10 protein-coding genes are annotated in these 11989 nt (G+C 62.8%); 5 read left to right on the top strand and 5 right to left on the bottom strand.

The features are described from left to right. Window position 1: 1 nt before the first annotated feature. Complete coding sequence (locus FJ948_RS17335; protein ID WP_140706419.1) at window positions 2-1987, bottom strand: long-chain fatty acid--CoA ligase; 1986 nt, start codon at window positions 1985-1987, stop codon at window positions 2-4. 468 nt (window positions 1988-2455) lie between these two features. Here FJ948_RS17335 and FJ948_RS17330 point away from each other — a divergent pair, with 468 nt between their 5' ends. The 5 genes from FJ948_RS17330 to FJ948_RS17310 all read left to right on the top strand — a co-directional run bounded on the left by FJ948_RS17330 (window position 2456) and on the right by FJ948_RS17310 (window position 7718). Next, window positions 2456-4048, top strand: a complete 1593-nt coding sequence (locus FJ948_RS17330; protein WP_140706417.1) for an ABC transporter substrate-binding protein — start codon at window positions 2456-2458, stop codon at window positions 4046-4048. Between the two features lie 50 nt (window positions 4049-4098). Continuing rightward, the gene (locus FJ948_RS17325) at window positions 4099-5106 is read left to right on the top strand and encodes an ABC transporter permease subunit (protein WP_015314101.1); all 1008 of its coding nucleotides are present in this window, start codon (window positions 4099-4101) and stop codon (window positions 5104-5106) included. 70 nt (window positions 5107-5176) lie between these two features. Continuing rightward, window positions 5177-6031, top strand: a complete 855-nt coding sequence (locus FJ948_RS17320; protein ID WP_181173705.1) for an ABC transporter permease subunit — start codon at window positions 5177-5179, stop codon at window positions 6029-6031. A 2-nt stretch (window positions 6032-6033) separates the two neighbouring features. Beyond that, on the top strand, window positions 6034-6891 hold the full coding sequence (locus FJ948_RS17315; protein WP_140706607.1) for an ABC transporter ATP-binding protein: 858 nt from the start codon (window positions 6034-6036) through the stop codon (window positions 6889-6891). Then, entirely contained in the window at window positions 6888-7718 is an 831-nt protein-coding gene (locus tag FJ948_RS17310; RefSeq protein WP_140706413.1) for a dipeptide ABC transporter ATP-binding protein, read from the top strand. The genes FJ948_RS17315 and FJ948_RS17310 overlap by 4 nt, the downstream gene beginning before the upstream one ends. A gap of 27 nt (window positions 7719-7745) precedes the next feature. Here the strand turns inward: FJ948_RS17310 and FJ948_RS17305 are convergent, their stop codons facing one another. The 4 genes from FJ948_RS17305 to FJ948_RS17290 all read right to left on the bottom strand — a co-directional run bounded on the left by FJ948_RS17305 (window position 7746) and on the right by FJ948_RS17290 (window position 11901). Then, on the bottom strand, window positions 7746-9020 hold the full coding sequence (locus FJ948_RS17305; protein WP_140706411.1) for a cysteine desulfurase-like protein: 1275 nt from the start codon (window positions 9018-9020) through the stop codon (window positions 7746-7748). A 48-nt stretch (window positions 9021-9068) separates the two neighbouring features. Beyond that, the gene (locus FJ948_RS17300) at window positions 9069-9743 is read right to left on the bottom strand and encodes an amino acid ABC transporter permease (RefSeq protein ID WP_056569735.1); all 675 of its coding nucleotides are present in this window, start codon (window positions 9741-9743) and stop codon (window positions 9069-9071) included. A 163-nt stretch (window positions 9744-9906) separates the two neighbouring features. Beyond that, window positions 9907-10704 (bottom strand): ABC transporter substrate-binding protein, encoded by a 798-nt coding sequence (locus FJ948_RS17295; RefSeq protein ID WP_140706409.1) that lies wholly within the window; start codon window positions 10702-10704, stop codon window positions 9907-9909. Between the two features lie 420 nt (window positions 10705-11124). Then, window positions 11125-11901 (bottom strand): HpcH/HpaI aldolase/citrate lyase family protein, encoded by a 777-nt coding sequence (locus FJ948_RS17290; protein ID WP_140706407.1) that lies wholly within the window; start codon window positions 11899-11901, stop codon window positions 11125-11127. Window positions 11902-11989: the final 88 nt, after the last annotated feature.

Genomic DNA, 11989 nt, shown 5'->3' with positions numbered 1-11989 from the left:
ACTATTCGCGCAACGCCCGGCGCAGGATCTTGCCGACCGGCGTCTTGGGCAATTCGGTCCTGAACTCGATGTATTTCGGCCGCTTGTAGCCGGTCAGGTTCTCCCGGCAAAAAGCGGTGATGGCCTCGGCGGTCAGGGCCGGGTCCTTCTTGACGATGAACAGTTTCGGCACTTCGCCCGAATGCTCGTCCGGCACGCCGATCGCCGCCACTTCGAGCACGCCGGGATGCGCCGCCACGACCTCCTCGAGTTCGGTCGGATAGACGTTGAAGCCGGAGACGAGGATCATGTCCTTCTTGCGGTCGACGATCTTGGTGTAGCCGCGATCGTCCATGAAGCCCATGTCGCCCGACTTGAAGAAGCCGTCCTTGGTCATCACCTTGGCGGTCTCGTCAGGCCGGTTCCAGTAGCCGGTCATCACCTGCGGTCCCCTGATGCAGATCTCGCCGACCTCGCCGAGTGGCACGTTGTTGCCGTCGTCGTCCCTGATGACGATCTCGGTCGAGGGCAGCGGCAGGCCGATCGTGCTGGTGAACTCGCCGGAGCTGAACTTGTTGGCCGTCGCCACCGGCGAGGTTTCCGAGAGGCCATAGCCTTCGCTGACAGGGCAGCCGGTCAGCGCCTTCCAGCGCTCGGCGACGCCCTTTTGCACCGCCATGCCGCCGCCCAGCGTCAGGAGCAGCGGCTTGAAGTCGAGCTTGCGAAAATCCTCATTGTTGAGCAGCGCGTTGAACAGCGTGTTGAGGCCCGGGAAGATATGGATCGGATATTTGCCCATTTCCTTGACGAAGCCGGGAATGTCGCGCGGATTGGGGATCAGTATGTTCTGGCCGCCCATCTGCATGCCCATCAGCGCGTTCACCGTCAGCGCGAAGATATGGTAGAGCGGCAGGGCGCAGATCAGGTTGAGATGCGCCGGCTTCGGCTTGACGGTGTAGGCATCCTGCAGCCACAGCGAATTCTGCGCGACATTGGCCAGCACATTGCTGTGCAACAGCGTCGCGCCTTTCGAGATGCCCGTGGTGCCGCCGGTATATTGCAGGAAGGCAACATCGTTGGCTGTCACCGTGGCCGGCTTGAAAGTCATGCCGCGGCCGGCCTTCAGGGCGGCGTTGAACTTGACATGGCCGGGCAATGACCAGGCCGGGACCATTTTCTTGACGCGCCGCACGACCAGATTGACGATCGTGCCTTTGAGGCCACCGAGCATGTCGCCCATCGCCGCGATGACGACATGCTTGACCGAGGTCCTGGCGACCACGGCCTGCAAGGTGTTGGCGAAGTTTTCCAGGATGACGATGGCCTGCGCGCCCGAATCCTTGAGCTGGTGCTCCAGTTCGCGCGGCGTGTAGAGCGGATTGATGTTGACCACGACGTAGCCGGCGCGCGCCACCGCCATCATCGCCACCGGGTACTGCAGCACATTCGGCATCATCAGGGCGACGCGCGCGCCTTTCTGCAATCCGCTGGACTGCAGGTAGGCGCCGAAGTCAGCCGAAAGCTGTTCGAGTTCAGCGTAGGTGATGGACTTGCCCATGCAAGTGAAGGCCGGCTGGCCGGCGAACTGCTTGCAGGCGCCAACGAGGAAGTCGCCGATGGAACTGTAGGGAAGGGCGCCTATCTCGGCCGGCATGTTCTTGGGATAGCTGTTGAGCCATGGCTTTTGCGGCAGGCCGGCGGCGAGTTCGGTGAGTGCCTTCGGCAGCCGCCGATCGGCGGCCGGTGCCTTCGCTGTCGATGCAGCCTTCGGCGCCCCGGCTTTTGCTGGGGAAGTCTTTGCCGCAGACGTCCTTGCCGGCGCGGCCTTCGCCGCCGGCTTGGCGATGGGCTTGGCTTTCGCCGTCGCTTTCGCCGCCGGCGCCTTCTTGGCGGCTTTTGCTTCAGTCCTGGCGGGCGCGGCTTTGGTGGCGGCTTTGCCCTGGCCGTCGGCCGATTTCGTGACTGCCCTTGCCGACGCTTTCACCGGCGCCTTCGATGCTTTTGCCACCCGTTCCTCCCTAGCAATTCTTGTTCGCCGTCTCTTGTCGGCCTGCGCCGCGCTCATCTCCGAATTGACAGAGACGTCCTCCGCTGCCGCCAGCATCCATCTATGTATTGCCTCTATCGGCGGCGGTGCAAGTGTTGCCCTAGCGGCAGGAGGCCGAAAGATTTGCCGCCGAAAATCTTTCCCGCCAGCGACAGCTGGAACCGGCATCTTTGCGCATCGATGGCCTGGGGAAGAGGAGGGGCGGCCCCCTTGCCGGCGGATGCAAGATCAATAAAAAAATGCGGTCGTTAATAATATTGTGAATAGAAAAAACTGCTAATTTTTTCTGCCATTTAGCAAAATCGCGGATTTTTTTCCTGCTTCCCGCGGGGTAAGCAAACGGGGTGTTCCAAACCCGGAAAAACGGTGCTTATATGCGCGCTTCGCGAGCCTGATAGAGGGGCTTGGAAGAACATCAGGGAGTGCTCAATGAAGAAGAAATTGACTTTTGCAGCCGCGTTGCTGGCTGCAAGCGTCCTGGGAGGCGTGGCAAACGCGAAAACTCTGGTCTATTGCGCGGAAGCGTCGCCTGAAGGTTTCGACCCGGCGCCATACACCGCGGGCCAGACATTCGACGCGTCCTCGCGTACCGTCTTCAACCGCCTTGTCGAATTCGATCACGGCAAGACGTCCGTCTCGCCCGGCCTGGCGGATAGCTGGACCATTTCCGACGACGGCAAGGAATATGTTTTCAAGCTTCGCAAGGGCGTCAAGTTCGCGCCCACCGACTACTTCACCCCGACGCGCGATCTGAACGCCGACGACGTGGTGTTCTCCTTCGAGCGCCAGGTCGACAAGAACGGGCCCTGGTTCCAGTACATACCGGGCATCGCCTACCAGTATTACAATGACCAGTTCGGCGACAACATCACCAAGGTCGAGAAGGTCGACGACCTGACCGTGAAGTTCACGCTGAAGGAGCCGGCGATCACCTTCATCCCGACGCTGGGCATGGATTTCGCCTCGATCGTTTCCAAGGAATATGCCGACAAGCTGCAGGCCGACAAGACGCCTGAACTGTTCAACCAGAAGCCGGTCGGCACCGGCCCGTTCATCTTCGTCGACTACCAGACCGACGCCGCCATCCGCTACAAGGCCAACCCGGACTATTGGGGCGGCAAGCAGAAGATCGACGATCTGGTCTTCGCCATCACCACCGATCCGGCGGTGCGCGCGCAGAAGCTCAAGGCCGGCGAATGCAACATCATGTCCTATCCGGCACCGGCCGACATCGCCGGCCTGCAGGCTGATGCGAACCTGACGGTCGCGGAGCAGGAAGGCCTCAACGTCGGCGCGCTGATGTACAACACCCAGCAGAAGCCGTTCGACGACGTGCGCGTGCGCAAGGCGCTCAACATGGCCATTAACAAGAAGGCCATCATCGACGCCGTGTTCCAGGGCGCCGGCCAGGTGGCGATCAATCCGATCCCGCCGACCATGTGGTCCTACAACAAAGAGGTCAAGGACGATCCGTACGATCCGGACGCGGCCAAGAAGCTGCTCGAAGAGGCCGGCGTCAAGGACCTCAAGATGAACGTCTGGGCCATGCCCGTCTCGCGCCCGTACATGCCGAACGCGCGCCGCACCGCCGAGCTGATCCAGGCCGACTTCGCCAAGGTCGGCGTCACCGTCAACATCGTCAGCTATGATTGGGGTGAATATCTCAAGCGCGCTTCAGCGGTCGATCACGACGGCGCCGTCATCGTCGGCTGGACCGGCGACAATGGCGATCCGGACAACTTCCTCGGCGTGCTCCTTAGCTGCGCGTCCGTCGGTTCGAACAACCGCGCGGAATGGTGCAACAAGGACTTCGATGCGCTCATCAACAAGGCCAAGACGGTTTCCGACCAGGCCGAGCGCACCAAGCTCTACGAACAGGCACAGGTCATCTTCAAGGAGCAGGCACCGTGGGCGACGCTCGCCCATTCCAAGGTGTTCATGCCGATGCAGAAGACAGTCTCCGGCTTTGCGATGGATCCGCTCGGGATTCACCGCTTTGACGGCGTCGATATCGCCGAATAAGGTTCGCGAAACGGGGCGGCGCCACAAGGTGCCGCCCCACCTCGCCCGCCATGCTGCGTTATATCCTCGGCAAGCTCGCCCTCATCATCCCGACCTTTATCGGGATAACCATCCTCGCCTTCGGCTTCGTGCGCATCCTGCCCGGTGATCCGGTGCTGGTGCTTGCGGGCGAACGTGGCCTGTCGCCCGAACGCCACACGGCACTGATGCATCAGTTCGGTTTCGACCTGCCGATCTGGCAACAGTATCTTACCTATCTGACCAACATCCTCGGTGGCGATTTCGGCACTTCGTTTTCCACCAAGACGCCGGTGCTCAAGGATTTCCTGGTGCGGTTCCCGGCAACGGTCGAACTCGCCATCTTCGCCATGATCTTCGCCGTCATCTTCGGTGTCGCCTTCGGCATCTTCGCCGCCATCCGCCGTGGCTCCTGGTTCGACCAGCTGACCATGGGCACCGCGCTCGCCGGCTATTCCATGCCCATCTTCTGGTGGGGGCTGCTGCTGATCATCGTCTTCTCCGGCACGCTGCACTGGACGCCGGTTTCCGGCCGCATCGACCTTCTCTATTTCTTCAAGCCGGTGACCGGCTTCATGACCATCGATTCCCTCATCTCGGGCCAGAAGGGCGCCTTCCGCTCGGCGGTGTCGCACCTCATTCTGCCCACCATCGTGCTCGGCACCATTCCGCTGGCGGTCATCGCCAGGCAGACGCGCTCGGCCATGCTCGAAGTGCTGGGCGAGGATTATGTGCGCACCGCACGCGCCAAGGGCCTGGCTCCACGCCGCGTCATCGGCCTGCATGCCTTCCGCAACGCGCTGATCCCGGTCGTCACCACCATCGGCCTTCAGGTCGGCACGTTGCTCACCGGCGCCATCCTGACCGAGAGCATCTTCTCGTGGCCCGGCATCGGCAAATGGATGATCGACGCCATTTCCAAGCGCGACTATTTCACTGTGCAGGGCGGGTTGCTTTTGATCGCGCTGATCGTCATGTCGGTGAACCTGATCGTCGACGTGCTCTACGCCGTCATCAACCCGCGCATCCGGGCGAATTGACATGACCAATGAAGGCCCAGCCACCATCGAAGCCGCCACCGTCGTCAAGCCGCAGGACGCGCGGCTGCAGATGTTCGCCGAGTTCTGGCATTATTTCTCGATCAACAAGGGCGCGGTGATCGGGCTCTTCGTCTTCGCCCTGCTGATCCTGGTCGCCATCTTCGCGCCGCTGCTCGCCCCGCATTCGCCCGACGATCAGTTCCGTGACTTCTTCCTGACGCCGCCGGCCTGGCAGGAAGGCGGTAACGCGCAATTCCTGCTCGGCACCGACGCCGTAGGCCGCGATATGCTGTCGCGCCTGATTTACGGCTCGCGCTTCTCGCTCGCCATCGGCTTCGTCGTCGTCACCACGGCGCTGATCTCGGGCGTCATCCTCGGCCTGCTCGCCGGCTACTGCCGCGGCTGGGTCGACACGCTGATCATGCGCATCATGGACATCATCCTGGCCTTCCCGTCGCTGCTCTTGGCGCTGGTGCTGGTCGCGGTGCTCGGCCCCGGCCTCGTCAACGCCATGATCGCCATCGCCTTCGTGCTGCAGCCGCATTTTGCCCGGCTCACCCGCGCCGCCGTGATGGCGGAGAAGACCCGTGAATATGTCGTCTCGGCCAAGGTCGCCGGCGCCAGTCATCTCAGGCTGATGCTGGTCACCATCCTGCCCAACTGCATCGCCCCGCTGATCGTGCAGGCGACTTTGTCCTTCTCCAACGCCATCCTCGAGGCCGCCGCCCTTGGCTTCCTCGGCATGGGCGCGCAGCCGCCGACGCCCGAATGGGGGACCATGCTTGCCGAAGCGCGCGAGTTCATCCTGCGCGCCTGGTGGGTGGTGACCTTCCCAGGCCTCGCCATCCTGATCACCGTCTTTGCCATCAACCTGATCGGCGACGGCCTGCGCGACGCCCTCGACCCCAAACTGAAGAGGTCGTGAGCATGCCGCTGCTCGAGATCAAGAACCTTACCGTTTCCTTCGACACCGCCGCCGGCCCGTTCATGGCCGTGCAAGGCATCGACCTTTCGATCGAGCCGCGCGAGGTGCTGGCGATCGTCGGCGAATCCGGTTCCGGCAAGTCGGTGTCGATGCTGGCGGTGATGGGGCTGTTGCCCAACACCGCCACCGTCAAGGCCGACCGCATGGCCTTCGACGGCGTCGACCTGTTGAAGCTCAGCCCGTCCGAGCGCCGCAAGATCGTCGGCAAGGATATCTCCATGATCTTCCAGGAGCCGATCGCCAGCCTCAACCCGTGCTTCACCGTCGGCTTTCAGATCGAGGAGGTGCTGCGCTTCCACATGGGCATGGACCGTGCCCAGCGCCGCGCGCGCGCCATCGAACTGATGAAGCTGGTCGGCATCGCCGATCCCGAGGATCGGCTGAGCTCGTTTCCGCATCAGATGTCGGGCGGCCAGTGCCAGCGCGTCATGATCGCCATCGCCATTGCCTGCAATCCGAAGCTCTTGATCGCCGACGAGCCGACGACGGCGCTCGACGTCACCATCCAGAAGCAGATCCTCGATCTGCTCGTCTCGCTGCAGGCCAAATACGGCATGGGCCTGATCATGATCACCCACAATATGGGCGTCGTGGCCGAGACCGCCGACCGCGTCATCGTCCAGTACAAGGGCCGCAAGATGGAAGAGGCCGACGTGCTGTCGCTGTTTGAGCAGCCCAAGAGCAATTACACGCGCGCGCTGCTCTCGGCCTTGCCGGAAAACGCCGTCGGCGACCGGCTGCCGACCGTTTCCGACATGCTGTTCGAGCCGGCGCCCTCTGTGGCGGGAGCCTCGGCATGAGCACCACGGTCCTCGAAGGCAAGAACATCGTTCGCGACTACCACATCGGCGGCGGACTGTTCACCGGGCCGCGCACGGTGCATGCGGTCAAGGGCGTCTCCTTCACCGTGGACAAGGGCAAGACGCTGGCCATCGTCGGCGAAAGCGGTTGCGGTAAGTCCACGCTCGCCCGCATCATCACCTTGATCGATCCCGCGACGTCGGGCGAGCTCTTCATCGACGGCAACAAGGTCGATATCGCCAAAGGCGGATTGACCAGGGAGATGCGCCGCAAGGTGCAGATCGTCTTCCAGAACCCCTACGGCTCGCTCAATCCGCGCCAGAAGATCGGCGACGTGCTGGGCGAGCCGCTGCTCATCAACACCGACAAGCCGGCGGCCGAGCGGCGCGACCTCGCCATGAAGATGCTGAAGAAGGTCGGCCTTGGCCATGAGCACTACAATCGCTATCCGCACATGTTCTCGGGCGGCCAGCGCCAACGCATCGCCATTGCCCGCGCGCTGATGCTGAACCCGAGCCTGCTGGTGCTCGACGAGCCGGTGTCCGCACTCGACCTGTCGGTGCAGGCGCAGGTGCTCAACCTGCTCGCCGACCTGCAGGACGAGTTCCAGCTGACCTATGTCTTCATCAGCCACGATCTGTCGGTCGTGCGCTACATTGCCGACGATGTGATGGTGATGTATTTCGGCGAGGCCGTCGAATACGGCTCCCGCGACGAGGTCTTTTCGGACCCCAAGCACAGCTACACCAGGACGCTGTTCGCCGCCACACCTCGCGCCGACGTGGCCTCGATCAAGGCAAGGCTGGCGAAGAAAAAGGCGGCCTGACCCGAAGGTCAGGCACGGCCCATCCGGTTACGACAGCTTGGCGATGATAGCGCGCAGCGCCTCGCCGAATTTGTGGATCTCCTCGACCGTGTTGTAATGCACCAGCGAGGCGCGGATGGCGCCGCTGTCCATGCTCAGGTTGAGGCGTTTCATCAGGCGGGGCGCGTACATATGGCCGTCGCGGATGCCGATCTGCAGCTCGGCCATTTCCTCGACGATCCGCTGCGGCGACAGCTTGCCGATGTTGAAGCAGAAGGTCGGTACGCGCTCATGGATACGAGCCTCGTCGGCGACGCCGTAGATGGTCGCGCCGCAGCCCTTCAGCACGCCCATCATCTCGCGCGCCAGCAGCAACTCATATTCGCGGATGGCGCCCATGCCGGCGACGATGTTCTCGCGCCGTGAACGGTTGTTGGACGGTGCCAGATTGCGGCCGATCAGTTCCAGATACTGCACGGCGGCATCCATGCCCGATACGTTCTCGTAGATGAAAGTGCCGGCCTCGACCTTGTAGGGCGGCTCGTCCGGAATGAAATCCTCCCGGAAGGTCGGCAGCCGCTTCAGCGTCTCGAAGCGGCCCCAGAGGAAGCCCATATGCGGCGAGAAGTTCTTGTAGCCGGAGCAGACGAGATAGTCGCAATCCCAAGCCTGCACGTCGATCAGCCCGTGCGGTCCGTAATGCACGCAGTCGAGAAAGACTTCGGCGCCTGCTGCATGCGCGATGTCAGCGACGGACGCGACATCGACGATCGAGCCGATCGAATGCGCCGTCACCGTGCAGGCGACCAGCCGGGTGCGGTCCGAAACCAGCGGCCTGAGATCGTCGACATGCAGATTGCCATCCTCGCGCATGCGCCACCACTTGAACTTGGCGCCGGCCGATTCCAGCGCCAGCCAGGTGGCGATGTTGGCGTCATGGTCCATGTCGGTGACGACGATCTCATCGCGTTCAGAGAGCATCTGGCCGATTCCGAGGCTGACCAGGCGGATGAAGGAGGTGGCGTTCATGCCGAAGCAGATTTCGGACGGGTTGTATGCGTTGATCAGCAAGGCGACGCTGGTCCGGGCGTCGGCGACCGACTGGTCGACGGTGACGCTGCGGCCATAGCGGCCGCCGCGCTGCACATTGTGCGAAACCAGATGGTTGGTCACCGCGTCGAGCACGCTCTGCGGGATCTGCGCCCCGGCGGCGTTGTCCATGAAGATGAAATCGCCGGCCCGCTGCAGAGCGGGAAACATGGCGCGAATGGTGTCGACGGGGAACGCTGAGGCGTTCGCTGTGTCGGTTTGATGCTTGTTCATGGGGCAGGCTCCTACAAAGGACTTGGCGGTTCGGATTGGTTTGCGAGGTCAGCGTGTCTTCTCGGTCTTGAAGCGGGCTTCAAGCAGGCTGACGAGGCGGACCATCGGCCAAAGGAAAATGAGATAGACCAGTGCGGCGCCGATCAGCGGCGAGGGATTGGCGTAGAGCGACTGGGCGTTGGTCGCTTCCTTCAAGAGTTCCGGCAGCGCCACGGTGGAGGCCAGCGACGTGTCCTTGAACATCGAGACGCAGTTGCTGGTCATCGGCGGGATGACCACGCGCACCGCCTGCGGCAGCACCACCTTGCGCAAGGTCAAAAGGAACGGCAGGCCGAGCGCCTGCGAGGCCTCGAACTGGCCGCGCGGAATGCTCTCTATGCCGGAGCGGAACACTTCGGCGGAATAGGCCGACATGATGATGGCGAATGCCGTCACGGCGGACGCCCAGGACGACAGGCGTATGCCGAGAAAAGGCAGCGCGTAATAGATCAGGATCAGCACCACCAGCACCGGCAGCGCGCGAAAAATGTCGGTGTAGCCGACCGCCAGCCAGCGCAGCGGCTTCGGCGCATAGAGCCGCAACAGGCTGATCACCAGGCCGATGGGAATGCCGATGCCGATGCTGAGCAGGCCGAGCAGCAGCGTGTTCAGGAAGCCGCGCAGCAGCGCCGGCAGGCTCGACGCGATGACGTCGGCGTTAAAGAAAGTGTCGATCAGCGACATCAGGGCATTCCCGAACGGTGTTGCGTCATCTGACGCCAGAGCCCGACCCGGAATACCAAGATCGGCTTTGCCGAACGGATGCCGGTCCCGGGAAGGTTATGCGTGAAAAACGGGACGTGCCGACCCCTTGGGGCCCGCACGCCTTCCGTCCGTTGGCCGCCGCTCAGGCCTTGGGCAGCGGCATTTCCTTGACGGTCGAGGAATCTGCTGGGGCGTCACTGCCGAACCACTTTTTATGGATCGCCGCCAACGTGCCGTCCTTCTTCATCGCCGTCAGCGCGTCGTTGAGTTTGCCGAGCAGCGGATGATCCTTGGTCAGCATCAGGCCGTACTGCTCGCCGGTCTTGATGCGCTGCTTGACCTTCAGGTCCTTCATCTTCGTAAAGGAATATTCCATGCCGGGAATGTCGCTGACAGCGGCATCGATACGGCCGGCGCTAAGGTCGAGCAAAAGGTTCTGCTGCGTGTCATAGCCCTTCACGTCGCTGAAGCCGTCGGCTTCCTGATGCGCCTTGACCCAGGTCTCGCCGGTCGAGCCCGAGAGCACGCCGACGATCTTGCCCTTGAGGTCGGCTTCGGCATTGATCGCGCTGTCGGACTTGGTGGCGATGCCCATGTCGGAATCATAATAGGGCTGGGTGAAGGATTGCGACTTCAACCGCTCCGGCGTGATGGTGATCGAGGAGATGGCGACGTCGATGCGCTTCGAGGTGGTCGCGGCGAACAGCGCCTGGAAGCCGAGATCGGCGATGTCGGTGGTCATGCCGATGCGCTTTGCCGCTTCGTTGACGATGTCGATCTCAAAACCCTCGAACGTGCCGCTCTCGTTCTTGTATTCGAAGGGTGGGTTGGTCGGGTAGGCGCCGACATTGAGCACATCGGCGGCAAAGGCGGTTGCCGGTCCGGCGGCGATGCCGATCGCCGCGGCGAAAAGGATGAGATTGCGACGGTTGAGCTTCATTGGTGGTCCCTCTGGGGTGTTCCCTCTGGTTGTTGATCGGGCGGGCTGCCCCGCACGGTTTGTTGCCGTCCCGCCTCCCAGCGGGGCGTCAATTCATGGTGGCGACCATGCGCACGGGCGCGGCCGCGATCTGGTCCTGGTCGCATGCGCATTCACGCTGAAATTGGCGATGGTATCGATATGCAGGTCGCGGATCTGGGCGCGTACGCCATCGAAAGCATAGCGCGCTGGACGATGACTGGGGCAGCACAAACGACAAAGGACTGAAACCCCTCCCACCCGGAGCACCGCGACGAACTGCCGGGAAACCCTCCAGCCCGACAGTCGGCATCGACTTTGAATGCTATCCAAAGCGCCGCGCTTTTCAAGGTAAAAGTTTTAAGCTTAAAAAAGTTTCTCGGCTGCCCGCTCGACCGGGCGCTAGCGGGGGCCTTCCTGCTCCAGTTCGGCGTGGGCGGCGCCATAATTGGCCGCGGCGCCCGCGCCGAGAAACATCGTGTCGCTGGCCAGGACGAAAAAGCTGGCGCCGAAGGCTGCCCACTGGCCGACGGTCTGCGGGCTGGCGCAGAATATGCCGGAGGTCTTGCCGTGCGCGATCGTCACGCCAATGATCCTGCTGATCGCATCCGTGAGCTTGTCTGCGCCCTTCGGTCCGATCGCATTGATCGATACGGAGAGATCGCCGGGCCCGACGAAGATCACGTCGACGCCGTCGACATCGGCGATCGCCTCGATGTTGGCCAACCCCTCGGCGGTCTCGACCTGGACAGCGACGACGATCCTGTCATTGGCGCCGGCCAGATATTGCGGAATGCGATAGCCATAGCCGGCCGCGCGGCCGGGTCCGACGCCGCGCTCGCCCAGCGGCGGATAGCGCGAAGCCGTCACCGCCATCTCAGCTTGGGCCGCGGTCGAGACGCGTGGCACCAGCACGCCCTGCGCGCCGCTGTCCAGCGCCGCGTGGATGGCTTCGGGCGCATGGCCGGGAACGCGCACCATCGCCGGCACGCGGTGGACATCGGCCGCCCGCACCATGGCCTCGATCATGTCGCGCGAGATCTGGGCATGCTCCCAGTCGATGCAGAGGAAGTCGAGACCGGACAGCGCCATCACCTCGACCGCGACGGGATGCGGGATGGCGGCGAAGGAGCCGACGAGCTTGGCCTTGCCGATACACTTCTGGCGAAACTCGCTCATGCCAATCCCTTTCTCATCCCGCCAAATTCATATCGGCAAACCAGTGCGAGGCGAAGCTGTTTCATGCTTGAAATATTTTCGCGGAGCC

It is taken from the genome of Mesorhizobium sp. B2-3-12 (assembly GCF_006442205.1).
GTDB lineage: Bacteria > Pseudomonadota > Alphaproteobacteria > Rhizobiales > Rhizobiaceae > Mesorhizobium.
Note: the sequence above shows the minus strand (reverse complement) of the source record. Positions and strands in the feature narration are given on the sequence as shown.

What these genes read in the sequence shown, in the direction of transcription:
- FJ948_RS17330 (WP_140706417.1), top strand. Translation starts at nt 2,456, where the DNA reads ATGAAGAAGAAATTGACTTTTGCAGCCGCGTTGCTGGCTGCAAGCGTC.
- FJ948_RS17325 (WP_015314101.1), top strand. Translation starts at nt 4,099, where the DNA reads ATGCTGCGTTATATCCTCGGCAAGCTCGCCCTCATCATCCCGACCTTT.
- FJ948_RS17320 (WP_181173705.1), top strand. Translation starts at nt 5,177, where the DNA reads ATGTTCGCCGAGTTCTGGCATTATTTCTCGATCAACAAGGGCGCGGTG.
- FJ948_RS17315 (WP_140706607.1), top strand. Translation starts at nt 6,034, where the DNA reads ATGCCGCTGCTCGAGATCAAGAACCTTACCGTTTCCTTCGACACCGCC.
- FJ948_RS17310 (WP_140706413.1), top strand. Translation starts at nt 6,888, where the DNA reads ATGAGCACCACGGTCCTCGAAGGCAAGAACATCGTTCGCGACTACCAC.
- FJ948_RS17305 (WP_140706411.1), bottom strand. Translation starts at nt 9,020, where the DNA reads ATGAACAAGCATCAAACCGACACAGCGAACGCCTCAGCGTTCCCCGTC.
- FJ948_RS17300 (WP_056569735.1), bottom strand. Translation starts at nt 9,743, where the DNA reads ATGTCGCTGATCGACACTTTCTTTAACGCCGACGTCATCGCGTCGAGC.
- FJ948_RS17295 (WP_140706409.1), bottom strand. Translation starts at nt 10,704, where the DNA reads ATGAAGCTCAACCGTCGCAATCTCATCCTTTTCGCCGCGGCGATCGGC.
- FJ948_RS17290 (WP_140706407.1), bottom strand. Translation starts at nt 11,901, where the DNA reads ATGAGCGAGTTTCGCCAGAAGTGTATCGGCAAGGCCAAGCTCGTCGGC.